This is a genomic window from Caulobacter segnis (assembly GCF_003243465.1).
GTDB lineage: Bacteria > Pseudomonadota > Alphaproteobacteria > Caulobacterales > Caulobacteraceae > Caulobacter > Caulobacter segnis_A.
In genome coordinates this window covers 54,024-69,808 of record NZ_QFQZ01000016.1, presented here as the reverse complement: position 1 = coordinate 69,808, position 15,785 = coordinate 54,024, and the positions used below count along the sequence as shown (strand labels likewise).

Genomic DNA, 15,785 nt, shown 5'->3' with positions numbered 1-15,785 from the left:
GGAAGTCGATGAATACGCCCCTCTCCGTCGCCCCTTCGGGTCGACACCTCTCCCACAGGGAGAGGATTTGGCCTAAAGCGACCGCATGACGCTCGACTGCCGCCTCTACCTGATCACCCCGCCCGCCCTGCCCGATCTGGCCGCGTTCGGCCGGACGCTGGCCCAAGCCCTCGAAGGCGGCGACGTGGCCGCCCTGCAGATCCGGCTGAAGGACGCGCCGGACGACGTGGTCGCCGCGGCCGTCGACGTGCTGGCCCCGATCGCCCAGGCGCGCGACGTGGCCGTGATCCTGAACGACCGCCCCGACCTCGCCGCGCGGCTCGCCGTCGACGGCGTCCACATCGGACAGTCGGACATGCCCTACAAGGACGCCCGCAAGTTGATGGGCCAGCGGATGATCGGGGTGACCTGCCACGACAGCCGGCATCTGGCCATGGAGGCTTCCGAGGCCGGCGCGGACTACGTCGCGTTCGGCGCCTTCTTCCCGACCACCACCAAGGACGCGCCGACCACCGCCGATCCCGAGATCCTGACCATCTGGCAGGAGACGATGGAGACGCCGTGCGTGGCCATCGGGGGGATCACCGCCGCCAACGCCGGCGGCCTCGCCACGGCGGGCGCGGACTTCCTGGCGGTCTCGGCCGGCGTCTGGGCCCACCCGGAAGGCCCCGCGGCCGCCGTGGCCGCCCTGAACGCCGCGATCGCCGAAGGCCTCGCCGCCCGTAAGTAAACGTCAGGTCGTCCGGCCGCTTGTGACGCGCCGCACACAGGCCTAGCGTCCTCTCCAGCGAACAAAACCTGGGGAGGACGCTCGACATGAAGCGGCTCGTAGTGTGTTTGCTTAGCGTAACGGCGATGGCCGTCTCGACCTCCGCCGCCAGCGAGACCTGGAAACTGGCGCCGGGCGAAACCAAGACCTATTACGACGCGGACTTCTCCCGCGTCGACCAGTCCACCGGGCTCGTCGTCACCCGCATCGCCGAGGGCAAGGCCAACGGCCCCTATCACAACTGGCCCGCCAGCAAGGGACCAATCCTGCTGTTCGCCCTGGACTGCGCGGCTGACAAGTGGATGGACTTGGGCATGGACTTCGACGGGACCAAGGGCCTGCCCAAGGGGTGGCGCAAGGAAGCCAAGGTCGACGACATCGGGGGCGCGGTCGGCAAGTCCGGCAAGCTCTTGTGCGAGACCCGGGACAGCCTGCCGAAGGTGGAGCTGCCCTAAACCCACCATCCGATTTCCCCGGCGAATGCCGGGGCCCAGGTGGAAAGCGCTGAGGTGGGCTCCAGAAGCGGGGACGTCTTCCCGTCATCCCAAGCGCCATAGGATCTGGGCCCCGGCATTCGCCGGGGAGGTTGGATTTGAGAAAAGACCCGTTACCCCCTGAATCCGCCCCACCTTGCCTTCGCGCCTGTGGACGACTAGGTTCCGCGCCCGTTCTTTCACACCGTCGACCTACCGCTCCGCCGCCGGACTTTCCGGCGGGCGTCGACGGCTTCATTGAGGATAGCCGCCCGTGCCCACGCCTTCCGCCCTCCTGAACGTCATGATCGACGCGGCCCGGAAGGCCGCCCGGGGCCTGGCCCGCGACTTCGGCGAAGTCACCGAGTTGCAGGTCTCCAAGAAGGGCGCGGCCGACTTCGTCACCAACGCCGACCTCAAGGCCGAACAGACCCTGTTCGAGATCCTGACCAAGGCTCGCCCCGGCTATGGCTTCCTGGGCGAGGAGCGCGGCATGGTCGAAGGCACCGACAAGACCCACACCTGGATCGTCGACCCGCTGGACGGCACCACCAACTTCCTGCACGCCATCCCGCACTTCGCGGTCAATATCGCCCTGCAGCGCGAGGGCGAGGGCATCGTGGCCGGCGTGACCTACAACCCGATCACCAACGACCTGTTCTGGGGCGAGAAGGGCAAGGGCGCGTTCCTGGGCGCCGAGAAGCGCCTGCGGGTCGCCGCCCGCCGTCACCTGGACGAGAGCGTCCTGGCCACCGGCGTGCCCTTCGCCGGCAAGCCGGGCCACGCCCAGTTCCTGAAGGAGCTGCACCAGGTCAGCCAGAAGGTCGCCGGCGTCCGCCGCTTCGGCTCGGCCGCCCTGGACCTGGCCTGGGTCGCCGCCGGCCGCTTCGACGCCTACTGGGAGCGCAACCTCAATCCGTGGGACGTCGCGGCGGGGATCCTGATGATCCAGGAATCGGGCGGCAAGATCACCACGATCGACGAGAGCGACCTCGACCTCGTGGCCGGCAAGTCGCTGCTGGCGAGCAACCAGGACCTGCACCCGCAGATCCTGGAGCGCCTGCGCGCGGCTTAGTCGGGTTGATCGGAGACCCGGCGACCGATCCGAAGGATGTCGCCGGGCTCGCAATCCAAGAACTCGCAGATCTTCTCGAGCGTCTCGAAACGCACGCCCTTCACCTTGCCTTGCTTGAGCAGGGACAAATTGGCCTCGGTAATGCCCACATAGGCCGCGAGGTCCTTCGACTTGACGTTCCGCTCGGCCATCATCACGCCGAGCTTGACCACTATAGGCATCAGACGATTTGAGCGTGATCGTCGGCGATCGTCGAGGCCTTGACCATGACCACGGCGATGACGGTCAGGGTCACGGCGTAGATGACGGTCAACAAGCCCGTCGCGCCCGCGTAGCTCGCGCTAAAGACGCTAACCGAAAAGAAGACGGAACTGTCGCCAGTCGCCAGGTCCATGACCTTACGGGCGCCGTCCGCCACCAAGGCGGCAAGACCACCAGCGAAGGGCGAGAGCACCACAAAGGTAAGCCCGGCCATGGAGAACCGCACCAGCCCATCGACCGTGCGCCGCGCCAGCATTCGTCCCCGCGCGAGCTCAAAGAAGCAGCCGCAGGCCTGTAAGAGGCCGTAGGCCAGGACCGCGAGCGGAAGCTGCAGCACCGCCGCTCCCAGTTGCCCGCTGACATAACCCTTGATGTCGGGCGGACCGGAGGACGGGCAGAGTGCGCGCGCGCCGGGCGTGCAGGACTTCTGGCGCGTGCTATCGAACTCGGCTGACACGCTGGCGGTCTTCCCGCCGACCGCCCAGGCGACCGGCCGCGCCCGCCAACCCGAGATCGCGGAGCCGATCAGGCTGACCACGACCGCCAACGTCAGCGCCGTGGCCACGATTCCAGTGAACAACGCCATCGCGCCGCTGACGCGGCGCAGCCAGCGCCCTTCCGCCTTCTCACCCATGTTCGATCCTCCCAGGCCAAAATTATCGTCAAACAATAATCTCTTTTCGTCAAGCGGCGGAAATCGCGATTATCAATCCCCCTAGCCAAACCGTCACACACGCGCGCTAAATCGCGCGCCATGACCCTGCTGACCCGTCGCGCCCTGACCACCGCCGCCCTCGCCGGCACGTTCCTCCCGGGCCTGGCCCGCGCCCAGAGCCGCAAGCCGGTCGTCATCGGACACCGCGGCTGCAGCGGCGAGCGGCCCGAACACACGGCGCTCGCTTATGAGCGCGCCATCGAGCAGGGCGCGGACTTCATCGAGCCGGACCTGGTCCCGACCAAGGACGGCCACCTCGTCGCCCGCCACGAGAACGAGATCGGCGGCACCACCGACGTGGCCAGCCGTCCCGAGTTCGCCGCCCGGAAGGCGACCAAGATCATCGACGGCCAGTCGATCACCGGCTGGTTCACCGAAGACTTCACCCTGGCCGAGATCAAGACCCTGCGTGCCCGCGAGCGGCTGCCGCAGCTGCGTCCGGCCAGCGCCGCCTTCGACGGCCAGGCCCAGATCCTGACCTATGAGGAAGTCGTCGCCATCGCCCGCTCGGGCAGCCAGCGCACGGGTCGGACCATCGGGACCTATCCGGAACTCAAGCACCCGACCTATTTCGCCTCGATCGGCCTGCCGACCGAGGACCGCTTGGTCGCCAAGCTGAAGGCCCTGGACCTGAACTCGGCGACCGCCCCGGTGTTCGTCCAGTGCTTCGAGGTCGGGCCGCTCAAGCGCCTGCGCGCCAAGACCCCCGCGCGTCTGGTCTTCCTGGTCGCCGGCGAGGGCGGGCCGGCCGACCTGCCGGGCGTCAAGTACGCCGACCTCGTGACCGCCCGGGGGCTGAAGGAGGTCGCGATCTACGCCGACGGCCTGGGTCCGGAAAAGACCATGGTCGTGCCGCAGGACCCCAACGCCCTGCTGCCGGCCACGGACCTCGTGAAGAACGCCCACGCCGCTGGGCTGGTGGTCCACCCCTGGACCGTGCGGGCCGAGAACTACTTCCTGCCCGCGACCCTGCGGAAGGGCGATCCGAAGGACCCGACGTTCCTAGCCCAGCACGGCGACGCCATCGCGGTGCTGAAGGCGCTGTACGCCGCCGGCGTCGACGGCGTGTTCAGCGACTTCCCGGGCCTGGCCGTCGCCGCGCGCGGCTAAAGCGCTCTTGCCCACCCAGGGCGGACCGGTGCAGCGTGCCGGTCCTGCGCCTTGGGGAAGAGTTTCATGAAGTTCCGTCACGCCACTGTCTCGCTGGCGGCCATCGCCGCCTTGTCGCTGGGCGCCGTTTCGTCCGCCCTGGCCTCGCCGGGCTCTGAGACGCTGGACAAGGTCGCCGTCGACTTCGTGCGCCTGACGCTGGAGGCCGGCGAGCGCGAGCCCGGCTATGTTGACGCCTATTACGGACCCAAGGATTGGCAGGCGGCCGCGAAACAGTCCCCGCGCCCGGTCTCGGTGCTGCGCAAGGAAGCCGATCGCCTGCAAGGGCTGCTGGCCAAGGTCCCGGACAAGGACCTCACCACCGACCAGCGCCGCCGCAAGCTGTTCCTGAAGGGCCAGGTCAAGGCCGCCCAGACGCGGCTGGCCATGATTGCAGGCGACAAGTTCAGCTTCCAGGACGAAGCCCAGGGCCTGTTCGGCGTAAGGCCCGTTCTCAAGCCGCTGAAGACCTACGATCCGATCCTGGCAAGGATCGACAGGCTGGTCCCCGGCAAGGGCGACCTGGCCGCCCGCGTCGACGCCTTCCAGGCCGTCTACGTGATCCCGACCGACCGGCTGGAGCCGGTGATGAAGGCCGGCATCGCCGCCTGCAAGGCCAAGACCGAGGAACACATCAAGCTGCCGGCCGGCGAACGCTTCGACCTGTCGTTCGTCACCAAGAAGCCCTGGAGCGGCTACAACTGGTACCAGGGCGGCGCCCACAGCCTGATCGAGATCAACACCGACCTGCCGATCTATATCAGCCGCGCCTTGGACCTGGGCTGCCACGAGGGCTATCCCGGCCACCACGTGCTGAACGCCCTGCTGGAAGAGAAGCTGACCAAGGCCAAGGGCTGGGTGGAGTTCAGCGTCTATCCGCTGTTTTCGCCGCAGTCGCTGATCGCCGAGGGCAGCGCCAACTACGGCATCGCCCTGGCCTTCCCCGGCAAGGCCAAGACCGAGTTCGAGCGCGACAAGCTCTATCCACTGGCGGGCCTGGATCCGAAGACGGCCGCCGCCTATGGCGCGCTGATGGACGCCAAGGCCGCCCTGGCCCAGAGCGAGCTGACGATCGCGGCGGCCTATCTGGACGGCAAGATGAGCAAGCCCGAGGCGGTGAAGGCCCTGGCCAAGTACGGCCTCACCTCGACCGCACGCGCCGAAAAGCGCCTCTCCTTCATCGAGGCCTACCGCTCGTACGTCATCAACTACAGCCTGGGCCAGGACCTGGTCCGCGCCCACGTCGAGCGGGCCGGCAAGACCGAGGCCGCGCGCTGGGCGGCGATGGAGCGGGTGATCAGCGAGCCGACGACCCCCGCGGATTTGGCGCGGTAAGCCCCTTCCCCCTCGCGGGGAAGGGGTTGGGGATGGGGGCGCCAGCTCCGCTTTGGCGAACGTCAGCGCTGACACCCCCACCCCTGCCCCTCCCCGCAAGGGGGAGGGGTTCTCATCATCACGCCGCCTCCACCCCGAACTGCAGGCTGGCCAGGCGGGCGTAGAGGCCGCCCTTGGCGAAGAGCTCGGCGTGCGTGCCCTGCTCGACGACACGGCCCTCTTCCATGACCACGATCCGGTCGGCCTTGAGCACCGTGGCCAGACGGTGAGCGATAACGAGGGTCGTCCGGCCCTCCATGGCGGCGGTCAGGGCCTGCTGGACCAGGCGCTCGCTCTCGGCGTCGAGGGCGCTGGTGGCCTCGTCCAGCAAGAGGATCGGCGCTTCGCGGGCCAGGGCGCGGGCGATGGCCAGGCGCTGGCGCTGGCCGCCCGACAGGGTCTTGGCGCGTTCGCCCACCGGCGTGTCGAAGCCCTGCGGCAGGGCCGACAGGAAGCCTGCGGCCTGGGCGGCCTCGGCGGCGGCCTTGAGCTCGGCCTCGGCGGCGTCCTCGCGGCCGAAGCGGATGTTGTCCAGCGCCGAGCCAGAGAACAGCGGCGAGTCCTGGGCGACCAGGGCCATGCGGGCGCGGACCTCGGCCGGGTCGGCGTCGCGCAGGTTCACGCCGTCCAGGCGGATGGCGCCCGACTGCGGGTCGTAGAAGCGCAGGAGAAGCCGCAGGACGGTGCTCTTGCCCGCCCCCGAGGGACCGACCAGGGCCACGGTCTCGCCGGCCTTCACCGACAGGTCGAAGCCGTTCAGGGCGGGCAGGTCCGGGCGGCCCGGATAGGCGAAGGTGACGTTCTCGAACGCGATCTCGCCCCGGGCGGGCGTCGGCAGGGCCTTCGGCATGGCGGGGGCGGCGATGCCGGGACGGGCGTTCAAAAGCTCGGAGATGCGGTCCATGGCGCCCGACGCCTTCTGGACGTCGCCCCAGACCTCGCCCAGGGCGCCGATCGAGCCGGCGGCCATCACCGCCAGCATGGCGAACTGGGCCAGGGTGCCGCCGGTCATCTCGCCTGACAGCACCAGGCGCGCGCCGGTCCAGAGCAGCAGGGTGATGCCGCCGAAGGCCAGGGTGATGACCATGGCCGTCATGCTGGCCCGGGTGGCGATCCGCTGGACCGAGGCCTTGTAGGCCATCTCCACCGCCCCGGCGAACCGGGCCGAGGAGGCCTTCTCGCGCCCGAAGGCCTGCACGGTCTCCAGGGCGTCCAGGCTCTCGCCCGCATAGCCGACGGCGTCGGCGAAGCGGTCTTGCGCCGTGACGGTCAGCTTGCGCACCCGGCGGCCGACCAGGAACATCGGGGCCAGGATCACCGGCACCATCAGCACGATGAAGCCCGCCAGCTTGGGCGAGACCACCGCCATGTAGCCGAGGCCGCCGACCAGGCTGAGGATATTGCGCAGGGCGATCGAGGCCGAGGCCCCGACCAGCTGCTCGATAAGCGAGACGTCCGTGGTCAGGCGCGACAGCACCTCGCCGGTGCGGGTCTTGAGGAAATATTCCTGGTCCAGCGTCAGGGTATGGCCATAGAGCGCCCGGCGCACGTCGGCCACGACCCGCTCGCCCAGCCGGGTGACGAAAAAGAATCGCAGGGCCGTCGCCACCGCCAGCACCATGGCCACGGCGCCGAGGGCGACGAAGGCGCTATTGATTTCGCTTCCCTGGCCCTTGGCGAATCCGTGGTCGATGACCTCCTTGAAGGCCGCCGTCAGGCCCAGGGTCGCGCCCGTCGAGAACAGCAGGAAGAAGCCGGCGGCCAGGCCGTCACCCTTGTGGGCGGCCACGAACGGCAGCAGGTGGGCCAGGGGTCGGATGTCCTTGCGGCGGGGCCGCCGGGCCTTGGCCTCGGCCATGCCCTGGACCAATTCCGCTCCCGCGCCGGGGCGGCCTTCGGCCTTTTGCTCGCCGGCCGTTACGTCGGTCATCAACTGTCCCTTGCCAAAATCGCGCGCGTTCTTTATAGCCGCGCGTCTTCGAGGGCCACCCCGCGCGTGCGCGGTTTGGCGCTTACCCCATTCTCACTCGCCGGCTTAGTCGGTCTGGATCGCCGCCATGAAACAAGACATTCACCCCGACTACCACTTCATCACCGTCACCCTGACCGACGGCTCGAGCTATCAAACCCGCTCGACCTACGGCAAGGAAGGCGCGACCCTGGCGCTGGATATCGATCCGCGCACCCATCCGGCGTGGACGGGCGGCAACGCCCAGCTGATGGACCGTGGCGGCCGCGTCTCGCGCTTCAACGCCAAGTTCGCCGGCTTCACCGGCAAGAAGGCCTAAGCACCCTTCTCGCCGTAAGGGCGACGGAAAGCCGGCTCCGCGCATCGCGGGCCGGCTTTTTCTGTGTTTGAACCTAGGGCGCGGCGCTCAAATAGCACCGTCATTCTCACCCCCGTGGCGAGAACCCCTGGTTCAGCTGACACGTGAGATGCAAGCGGACCGCCAGCGGTCCGCCCTTACCGCCCTTGCGGCGGACAGAGGGGTTCCCGCCACAAGGGCGGGAATGACGGCTGGATTTGGGATGACTTTTTAGGTCTCCCTCAGCCCTCCTCCACCTCGTACGGATCATCCCCGCGATCGCGCATCAGGTCGGTCGCGGTGAAGTCCAGCGCGTCCTCGGCGTCGTCGAAGCACAGCTCCGACACCGTCTGGTCACGCACCGAAATCCCGGCCTTGTGGGTGCTCTCAGGATCGCCTGTGACCAGCGGGTGCCATTGCGGCAGGTCCTTGCCCTCGTGCAGCCGGCGATAGGCGCAGGAGGGCGGCATCCACTCGAGATCCTCGATGTTGTGCGGCGTCAGCTTGATGCAGTCCGGCACCGTCTTCTTGCGGTTCGGATAGTCCTTGCAGCGGCACAGGTGCTCGTCGAACAGCTGGCAGTGCACGCGGGTCGGGACGATCTCGCCCGTGTCCTCGTCCTCGAAGCGGACCAGGCAGCACAGGCCGCAGCCGTCGCACAGGCTTTCCCACTCGGGGACGGTCATCTGGGCGAGCGTCTTGGTCCGCCAGAAAGGTTTGCTTGAACTCATGGCCTCGTCCTAAACCCGAATGACCCGGCGACCAACCAGAGCCTGACCCTAACCGTGACCGACTCGACGCCGCCGACCGACGAGACCCCGCCGCCGGAGGCCCCCGCCGCGCCGTCGCCGGCCGCCGAACCGCCGCTCCGCCTCGAGGCAAAGCCCGCCAAGCGGCGCGGCATGTGGCGGGTCTGGGCGTGGCTGTTCGTCGGCCTTGTGGCCGCGATCCTGCTCACGGTCATGGCGGCGGCCGGCGGCGCCTATGTGGTCTGGGACAAGTATCTGAAGGACACCCCGCAATTACCCCCGCGCGAGGCGCTGTTCGCCCTGAACCGCGCGCCCGCCATCCGCTTCGAGGACCGCTACGGCCAGGTGATCGCCACGCGCGGCCCTCGCTACGGGCGGCGGGTCACGGTCGACGAGCTGCCGCCCTATGTCGCCCAGGCCTTTCTGGCGGCCGAGGACCGGCGGTTCTACCAGCACGGCGCGATCGACGTTCAGGGCGTCTTCCGGGCCGCCTGGATCAACTGGCGCGCGGGACGCACGGTGCAGGGCGCCTCGACCCTGACCCAGCAGCTGGCCAAGGGCCTGTTCCTCAGCCCCGACCGGGTCATCAAGCGCAAGCTGCAGGAGATGCTGCTGGCCCATCGCCTGGAACAGGTGCTGACCAAGGACGAGATCCTCGAGATCTATCTGAACCGCATCTATTTCGGCGCCGGAACCTATGGCCTGGACGGCGCGGCCCAGACCTATTTCGGCAAGTCGGCCAGCCAGCTGACCCTGTCGGAGGCGGCTTTGCTGGCCAGCCTGCCCAAGGCGCCCACGCGCCTGGCGCTCAACCGCGACCTGGAGCGGGCGCTGGCGCGCTCGCGCCTGATCCTGGCCAATATGCGCGCCGAGGGCTGGATCACCGACCGTGAGGAACGGGACGCGCTGGCGGACCGCCCCGCCCTATCGCCGATCGGGCAGGACGAGGGCGACTTCGGGTGGGTGCTGGACTACGCCACCGGCGAGGCGGTCAAGATCGCGGGCCCGAACGCCCCGGACCTCGTCGTGCGCCTGACGATCGATCCGCTGCTGCAGCGCGAGGCGGCCCAGACCATCCGCGAGACCATCGCCGTCGACGGCCCCACCTCGGGCGCCAGCCAGGCCGCCCTGCTGTCGCTGTCGTCCGACGGGGCGATCCGGGCGATGATCGGCGGGACCGACTATGTCGAAAGCCCCTTCAACCGCGCCGTCCAGGCCCGCCGCCAGCCGGGCTCGACCTTCAAGCCGTTCGTCTACGCCACGGCCGTCGAGCACGGCGTCCTGCCAACCGATATCCGGGTCGACGAGCCCGTGAAGTTCGGCGACTGGGCGCCGGAGAACTATGGCGGCGGCTATCGTGGTCCGATGAGCGTCGAGCAGGCCCTGATCGCCTCGACCAACACCATCGCCGCGCAGTTGGGCCACGAGGTCGGCGGGGCCGCGATCGGCGAGCTCGCGCGCCGCTTCGGGATCACCAGCCTGCCCGAGACGCCGGACCTGTCGGTGGCGCTGGGCTCGTACGAGGTGAACCTGCTGCAGCTGACCTCGGGCTTCCAGGTGCTGCAGCTGGGCGGGATCCGGCTCGAGCCCTACCTGATCCAGTCGATCGGCACCCAGGGCGGCCAGGAGATCTGGGCCCACCAGCCGCCCGAGGCCGAACGCCGCGTCTACGACATCGGCCACGCCAGCATCATGGTGCGGATGATGGAAAAGGTGGTGACCGAGGGCACCGCTCGCCGCGCCGAGTTCGGTCGCCCCGCCGCCGGCAAGACCGGCACCAGCCAGAACTGGCGCGACGCCTGGTTCGTCGGCTTTACGCCCGACTACGTCACCGGCGTCTGGGTCGGCAATGATGACGAGCGGCCAATGAACAAGGTGGTCGGCGGCGATCTTCCCGCCGGCATCTGGCGGCGCTTCATGGTCGCCGCCCACGCCTCCCTGGCGGTCAGCGACTTCCCGTGGCTGCTGGCCGATCCGCTCGTCGAGAGCAAGCCCGACCCGCGCAACGGCTTCTACGAAGGCCTGGCGGCGGAGCTGGGCCGCGCGGCCGCGGAGCGGGAGGGCGCGGACGCGCCGGCGGAGCCGGTGAACTAGCGCCTCCTCCCTACCGATACCCCGTCATCGACGTCGGCCGATCGCTGGCTTTCGTCGCCCAGCTCTTGTTCGGCTTGGCGCTCATCGTAAAGACCAGCTCGCCGCCGGAGACGATCTCCTCGTGCTTCAGGAAGGCCCGGGTCAGCGGCTCGCCGTTCAGCGTGACCTTTGCGACGTAAGGCGCGGCGTCGGACAGCCCCAAGGTCCGCACCGTGAACCGCTTGCCGTTCGGCAGGTTGAGGTTCGCCCGCTCCACGAACGGCCGGCCAATCGCATACTCGTTCGACGCCGGCGTCACCGGGTAGAAGCCGAGGCTCGTGAACATCAGCCACGCAGACATCTGGCCCAGGTCGTCATTGCCCGACAGCCCTTCGGGCGCCGGCTTGTACTGGCTGTTCACGATCTGGGCCAGACGGGCCTGGGCCCGCCAGGGCGCGCCGGCGTAATTGTACATATAGGCTACGTGATGGCTGGGCTCGTTGCCGTGTATGTACTGGCCGATCAGGCCGGCGATGTCCTCGGCGTGCGAGTAGTCGAGCTTGGAATTGTCGAAGTCGAACATGGCGTCCAGCTTCTTCACGGTCGCCGCGTCGCCGCCCAGCGTCCTGACCACCCCGCCCAGGTCCTGCGGCGCGAACCACGAATATTGCCAGGCGTTGCCCTCGGTGTAGTCCGAGCCGTAGTTGATGGCGGTCGGATTGAACGGCTCGCGATAGGTTCCATCGGACTTGCGAGCCCGCAGGAAGCCGGTCTTGGCGTCGAAGCTGTTGCGCCAGTAGGCGGCGCGCTTCTCGAAGGTGGCGGCGACATCCATCTGGCCCAGGTCGCGGGCCATGCGGGCGATGGTCCAGTCGTCATAGGCGTATTCGACCGTCTTGGACGCGGCTTCCGGTTCCTTGTCGATCGAAACGTAGCCGAGCTTCATGTAGTCGCCGAGGCCGCCGTAAGGCGCATAGGTCGCGCTCTTGACCATGGCGTCGAGCGCCGCCCCGCCGTCATAGCCGCGAATGCCCTTCATCCAGGCGTCGGCGATGACCGGCACGGCGTGATAGCCGATCATCGTCCAGGTCTCTTGCCCGTGGAACTGCCAGACGGGCAGGATCCCGTAGGGGCTATGGCGCTGCGAGGCGATCAGCGAATTGACGACATCGTTGGTGTAGTCGGCGGGCTGGACCAGGGTCAGCAGCGGGTGCTCGGCCCGGAAGGTGTCCCACAGCGAGAAGGTCGAGTGGAAGGTGAAGGGGCGGCCGTCCAGCTTGCCTTCATGAACCTGATCGTCGGGCCCGCGATAGCGCCCGTCGGCGTCGGCGAAGACGCTGGGGGCCAGCAGGGTGTGATAGAGCGCGGTGTAGAGCGTCTTGCGCATTGGCGCGGGCGCGGCGATGTCCACGGCCGACAGCGCCGTCTCCCAGGCGGCCTTGGCGCGGGCGCGCTGGGCGTCGAAGTCGAAGCCGGGTTCGTCGCTGGCGAGGTTGGCGATCGCTCCGTCCTCGCTGACCGAGGACAAAGCCACCTTCACCGTCAGCGGCGCGTCGAGCTGGCCGAAGTCGAAGACGCCGACCAGCGCGCGGCCCTGGATCTGGGCGCGGTCCTCCGGCGTCCGCCCGGGCTGGGCGAAGCCCTTGTAGGGCACGTCGGTCTCGCGATTGTGGAAGGCCTGGCCCGCCAGCGGCTTGTCGAAGCGGATGGCGAAAAACAGCTTGCGTCCCGGCGCCCAGCCGCGCGTCTCGCGATAGCCGGTGATCGTCCCGTCGGGCGCCACCCGCAGCCGCGACCACAGCACCTTGCCCGGATAGTTGTAGATCGAGCTGCGCAGGTCGATCAGCACCTGCGCCCTCTGGCCCTTGGGGAAGGTGTAGCGATGCAGCCCGGTGCGCAGGCCGGCGGTCAGCTCGGCGCGCACCTGACTGTCGCTGAGGGTGACGGCGTAGTAGCCCGGCTGGGCCACCTCGGTGGCGTGGCTGTAGCGCGAGCGATAGCCGCTGCCGGGCTTGTCGGCCTCGCCCGGTTCCAGCTTGGCCTCTCCCACCACAGGCGTCAGCAGGATGTCGCCGAGGTCGGAATGGCCCGCGCCCGAGAAATGGGTGTGCGAGAAGCCGAGGATGGTGGGATCGCCGAAGCGATAGCCGGCGGCGCGGGCATAGCTCTGCTTGAACGGCAGGACGTCGGTGTCGGGGCTCAGTTGCACCATACCGAACGGGACCACCGCGCCGGGGAAGGTGTGACCGTCGCCGCCCGTGCCGATGAACGGGTCCACGGCGTCGTAGGCGGAGGTCTGGGCGTGCGCCGTCGCCGCCAGGAGAGCGAGGCTGGCGGTCAGGGCGGGAAGCAGGCGCATCGGGAACTCCGCAACGTGGGCGGAGGCACCCTATCGGCTAGGCGGCGCCTTTCAAGGCTCGCTCCACCGCCGCCATGGCGTGCAGGGTGGTGGTGTCGAAGACCGGCACGGGGCTGTCGTCCTGGCCGACCAGCAGCATGATCTCAGTGCAGCCCAGGATGATCGCCTGGGCGCCGCGGTCGACGAGGCGCGCGATCACCGCCCTGTAGGCTTCGCGCGAGGCGTCGAGCACGCGGCCGGCGACCAGCTCCTCATAGATGATCCGGTGCACGGCGGCGCGGTCGTCGGCGTCGGGGGTCAGCACCGTCAGGCCGTGCTGGGCCTCGAGGCGGCCGCGATAGAAATCGTGCTCCATGGTGAAGGCCGTGCCCAGCAGGCCGACCGTGGAGAGCCCGGCGGCCTTGATCGCCTCGCCCGTCGGATCGGCGATATGCAGCAGCGGAATGCGCACCGCCGCCTCGATCGCGTCCGCCTCGCGGTGCATGGTGTTGGTGCAGAGCACCAGGAAGTCGGCGCCGCCGGCCTCCAGGGCCCGCGCGGCGTCGGCCAGGCGCCGGGCCAGCTCGGGCCAGCGCCCGGCGTGCTGCAGACGCTCGATCTCGGCGAAGTCGAACGACCACATTAGCGTTCGCGCCGAGGCCACGCCGCCCAGCCGCGCGCGCACGGCCTCGTTGATCAGCCGATAGTACTGGGCCGAGCTTTCCCAGCTCAGGCCTCCGATCAGTCCGATCAGGGCTTGTTCGGTCATGGCGGGCTCCGCGCGGTCGACGCCACACCACCTAGCAGGCGGGAGCGCGCTAAAGAACCTCCCGCCGCGCCAGATGCAGGACGGCGGCGATCAGGGCCAGCGCGCCGAGCCCGCCGCCGAGGGCCAGGGCGGTCTCGCTCCGCCAGGCGTCGCGCGCCAGCATGTTGACCGGCATCTGCCATGGGAAGAACACCCCTTGCTTGGCGCTGGTCGCCACCACCGAGAAGAAGGTCCCGCCGATTCCCAGGGCCAGGGCCGGCACGAAGCTGGAGAACCGCAGCGCCGTCCAAAGCTGGATGGCGATCATCAGCAGGGCGGCGGCCACCATCTTGCCGCTCAGCAGCAGGGCCTTCGCGACATCGAGCGTCCCCGTCGGCGCCACGGCCGGCTTCAGCGCCGCGGCGCCGGAGATCGCGGCCCAGGCGATCAGCGCGTTCAGCGCGGTCATGATCGCGACCAGCACTACGACGCAGACCGCCTTGGCGGCGTAGAGCTTCCAGCGCGCCACCGGCAGGGCGCGCAGATGATCCCAGGCGCGCGGGCCATGCTCCATCTGGGCCACGAGCGCCGTCAGGGCGGTGACGCTCATCGGCAGCATGAAGAAGGCCCAGATCCCCGTCGATGTCTGCAGCAGCGTCTCCCAGGAGGAGGGATGCTTGTTCCGCAGCAGGGCGAAGAACGTGAAAATGCCGATCAGGGAAGGCGCGGCCAGCACCAGCACGGCGGCCAGGGATCGATTCAGCTTGCGCAGTTCGACGGACAGGACGGCGAGCATCAGGCGGCCTCGGCTTGTTGCTGGCGAGAGTTGGCGACGCGGCGATAGATGTCCTCCAGGGACCGTTCGCGCGGACCGATGGCGAAGACGGGCGCGCCGCCCTCGACCAGCAGGCGGGTGATGGCGGCGGCGGCCTGGTCGGGGTCCTCTCCGGGGCGAAGCGCCACGGTCAGGCCGGTCTCCGCGGCGACGGGCGAGCGTCCCTTGGCCAGCAGCAGGGTCACCGCGCGGGTGTCGTCGCCGGTCCGCAAGATCAGCTCCGGCGCCAGATCGGCCTTCAGCCGAGCCAGCTCGCCCTCCAGCACCAGGCGCCCGGCGTCCACCACCCCGACGTGGCTGGCGACCTGCTCGATCTCGCCCAGCAGGTGGCTGGACAGCAGCACCGTCGCGCCCGTCCGTTCGGGCAGGCTCTTCAGGAAGCGGCGCATGTCGGCGATGCCGTCCGGATCGAGGCCGTTGGTGGGCTCGTCCAGCAGCAGCACCGGGGGCGCGCCCAGCATGGCGCGGGCCAGCCCCAGCCGCTGGCGCATGCCCAGAGAGTAGCCGCCGACCTTGCGGTGGCCGTCGCGGCGCATCTCGACCACCTCCAGAACCCGCTCGACCTCGCTGGCGCCCAGGCCCAGCAGGGTCGCGGTCAGCGACAGATTCTCGCGGCCGGTCAGGTTGCCATAGAAGCCGTGCGCCTCCAGCAGCGCGCCGATCTGGCGGGCCGCCGCCAGGCGTTGGCGGGCGACGTCCAGGCCTCGCACCCGCACCGCCCCGCTGGTCGGTCGCAGCAGGCCCAGCACCATCTTCAGCGTCGTGGTCTTGCCCGCGCCGTTGCGGCCCAGGAAGCCGTACACGGCCCGTTCGGGCACGGTCATCGTCACGCCGTCGACAGCCAGACGCGCGCCGAAGCGCCGGCTGAGGTCTTCGGTCTCTATCGCAGCGGTCATCCGGCAGCCCCTCGATCTTTAAGT

15 protein-coding genes are annotated in these 15,785 nt (G+C 69.1%); 7 read left to right on the top strand and 8 right to left on the bottom strand.

Annotated elements, in window-relative coordinates; genetic code table 11:
- The first annotated feature begins 85 nt into the window (after positions 1-85).
- The 3 genes from thiE to DI526_RS07545 all read left to right on the top strand — a co-directional run bounded on the left by thiE (position 86) and on the right by DI526_RS07545 (position 2,317).
- Positions 86-730, top strand: coding sequence for a thiamine phosphate synthase (gene thiE, locus DI526_RS07555; protein ID WP_304276175.1), 645 nt, complete (start codon positions 86-88; stop codon positions 728-730).
- An 86-nt stretch (positions 731-816) separates the two neighbouring features.
- Positions 817-1,224 (top strand): hypothetical protein, encoded by a 408-nt coding sequence (locus tag DI526_RS07550; protein ID WP_304276174.1) that lies wholly within the window; start codon positions 817-819, stop codon positions 1,222-1,224.
- Positions 1,225-1,516: 292 nt separating this feature from the next.
- Entirely contained in the window at positions 1,517-2,317 is an 801-nt protein-coding gene (locus tag DI526_RS07545; protein ID WP_304276172.1) for an inositol monophosphatase family protein, read from the top strand.
- Here the strand turns inward: DI526_RS07545 and DI526_RS07540 are convergent.
- Together DI526_RS07540 and DI526_RS07535 are read right to left on the bottom strand one after the other, a co-directional pair.
- Positions 2,314-2,538, bottom strand: a complete 225-nt coding sequence (locus DI526_RS07540; RefSeq protein ID WP_304276170.1) for a helix-turn-helix transcriptional regulator — start codon at positions 2,536-2,538, stop codon at positions 2,314-2,316. The two genes, DI526_RS07545 and DI526_RS07540, sit on opposite strands and share 4 nt — an antisense overlap.
- The gene (locus DI526_RS07535; protein ID WP_304276168.1) at positions 2,538-3,212 is read right to left on the bottom strand and encodes a hypothetical protein; all 675 of its coding nucleotides are present in this window, start codon (positions 3,210-3,212) and stop codon (positions 2,538-2,540) included. The genes DI526_RS07540 and DI526_RS07535 overlap by 1 nt, the downstream gene beginning before the upstream one ends.
- Before the next feature lie 120 nt (positions 3,213-3,332).
- On the opposite strand from DI526_RS07535, the gene DI526_RS07530 reads away from it, so the two are divergent.
- Together DI526_RS07530 and DI526_RS07525 are read left to right on the top strand one after the other, a co-directional pair.
- Positions 3,333-4,403, top strand: coding sequence for a glycerophosphodiester phosphodiesterase (locus tag DI526_RS07530; protein WP_304276166.1), 1,071 nt, complete (start codon positions 3,333-3,335; stop codon positions 4,401-4,403).
- 66 nt (positions 4,404-4,469) lie between these two features.
- Positions 4,470-5,777, top strand: a complete 1,308-nt coding sequence (locus DI526_RS07525; RefSeq protein ID WP_304276165.1) for a hypothetical protein — start codon at positions 4,470-4,472, stop codon at positions 5,775-5,777.
- Between the two features lie 118 nt (positions 5,778-5,895).
- Here the strand turns inward: DI526_RS07525 and DI526_RS07520 are convergent, their stop codons facing one another.
- A complete protein-coding gene (locus DI526_RS07520; protein WP_304276163.1) occupies positions 5,896-7,749 on the bottom strand; it encodes an ABC transporter transmembrane domain-containing protein in 1,854 nt (617 codons plus the stop codon).
- Between the two features lie 124 nt (positions 7,750-7,873).
- Between DI526_RS07520 and rpmE the strand changes: the two genes are divergently transcribed.
- A complete protein-coding gene (rpmE, locus tag DI526_RS07515) occupies positions 7,874-8,104 on the top strand; it encodes a 50S ribosomal protein L31 (protein WP_304276161.1) in 231 nt (76 codons plus the stop codon).
- Between the two features lie 260 nt (positions 8,105-8,364).
- On the opposite strand, the gene DI526_RS07510 is transcribed toward rpmE, so the two are convergent.
- Positions 8,365-8,853: a YcgN family cysteine cluster protein gene (locus DI526_RS07510; RefSeq protein WP_304276159.1), complete on the bottom strand. Its 489-nt coding sequence runs from the start codon at positions 8,851-8,853 to the stop codon at positions 8,365-8,367.
- A 54-nt stretch (positions 8,854-8,907) separates the two neighbouring features.
- On the opposite strand from DI526_RS07510, the gene DI526_RS07505 reads away from it, so the two are divergent.
- Positions 8,908-10,965: a transglycosylase domain-containing protein gene (locus tag DI526_RS07505; RefSeq protein ID WP_304276157.1), complete on the top strand. Its 2,058-nt coding sequence runs from the start codon at positions 8,908-8,910 to the stop codon at positions 10,963-10,965.
- 10 nt (positions 10,966-10,975) lie between these two features.
- Here the strand turns inward: DI526_RS07505 and DI526_RS07500 are convergent, their stop codons facing one another.
- From DI526_RS07500 to DI526_RS07485, 4 genes are read right to left on the bottom strand one after another with little or no spacing between them, the layout of a single operon-like run.
- Positions 10,976-13,303, bottom strand: coding sequence for a GH92 family glycosyl hydrolase (locus DI526_RS07500; protein ID WP_304276155.1), 2,328 nt, complete (start codon positions 13,301-13,303; stop codon positions 10,976-10,978).
- Between the two features lie 37 nt (positions 13,304-13,340).
- Positions 13,341-14,051, bottom strand: a complete 711-nt coding sequence (locus DI526_RS07495) for an aspartate/glutamate racemase family protein (RefSeq protein WP_304276153.1) — start codon at positions 14,049-14,051, stop codon at positions 13,341-13,343.
- A gap of 49 nt (positions 14,052-14,100) precedes the next feature.
- Positions 14,101-14,826, bottom strand: a complete 726-nt coding sequence (locus DI526_RS07490; protein ID WP_304276152.1) for an ABC transporter permease — start codon at positions 14,824-14,826, stop codon at positions 14,101-14,103.
- Positions 14,826-15,761 (bottom strand): ATP-binding cassette domain-containing protein, encoded by a 936-nt coding sequence (locus DI526_RS07485; protein WP_304276150.1) that lies wholly within the window; start codon positions 15,759-15,761, stop codon positions 14,826-14,828. Before DI526_RS07485 ends, DI526_RS07490 begins: the two co-directional genes overlap by 1 nt.
- Positions 15,762-15,785 lie beyond the last annotated feature (24 nt).

Coding starts and splice junctions, on each gene's coding strand:
- DI526_RS07490 (WP_304276152.1), bottom strand. CDS start 14,826: ATGCTCGCCGTCCTGTCCGTCGAACTGCGCAAGCTGAATCGATCCCTG.
- DI526_RS07550 (WP_304276174.1), top strand. CDS start 817: ATGAAGCGGCTCGTAGTGTGTTTGCTTAGCGTAACGGCGATGGCCGTC.
- DI526_RS07530 (WP_304276166.1), top strand. CDS start 3,333: ATGACCCTGCTGACCCGTCGCGCCCTGACCACCGCCGCCCTCGCCGGC.
- DI526_RS07495 (WP_304276153.1), bottom strand. CDS start 14,051: ATGACCGAACAAGCCCTGATCGGACTGATCGGAGGCCTGAGCTGGGAA.
- DI526_RS07500 (WP_304276155.1), bottom strand. CDS start 13,303: ATGCGCCTGCTTCCCGCCCTGACCGCCAGCCTCGCTCTCCTGGCGGCG.
- DI526_RS07535 (WP_304276168.1), bottom strand. CDS start 3,212: ATGGGTGAGAAGGCGGAAGGGCGCTGGCTGCGCCGCGTCAGCGGCGCG.
- DI526_RS07540 (WP_304276170.1), bottom strand. CDS start 2,538: ATGCCTATAGTGGTCAAGCTCGGCGTGATGATGGCCGAGCGGAACGTC.
- rpmE (WP_304276161.1), top strand. CDS start 7,874: ATGAAACAAGACATTCACCCCGACTACCACTTCATCACCGTCACCCTG.
- DI526_RS07510 (WP_304276159.1), bottom strand. CDS start 8,853: ATGAGTTCAAGCAAACCTTTCTGGCGGACCAAGACGCTCGCCCAGATG.
- DI526_RS07485 (WP_304276150.1), bottom strand. CDS start 15,761: ATGACCGCTGCGATAGAGACCGAAGACCTCAGCCGGCGCTTCGGCGCG.
- DI526_RS07525 (WP_304276165.1), top strand. CDS start 4,470: ATGAAGTTCCGTCACGCCACTGTCTCGCTGGCGGCCATCGCCGCCTTG.
- thiE (WP_304276175.1), top strand. CDS start 86: ATGACGCTCGACTGCCGCCTCTACCTGATCACCCCGCCCGCCCTGCCC.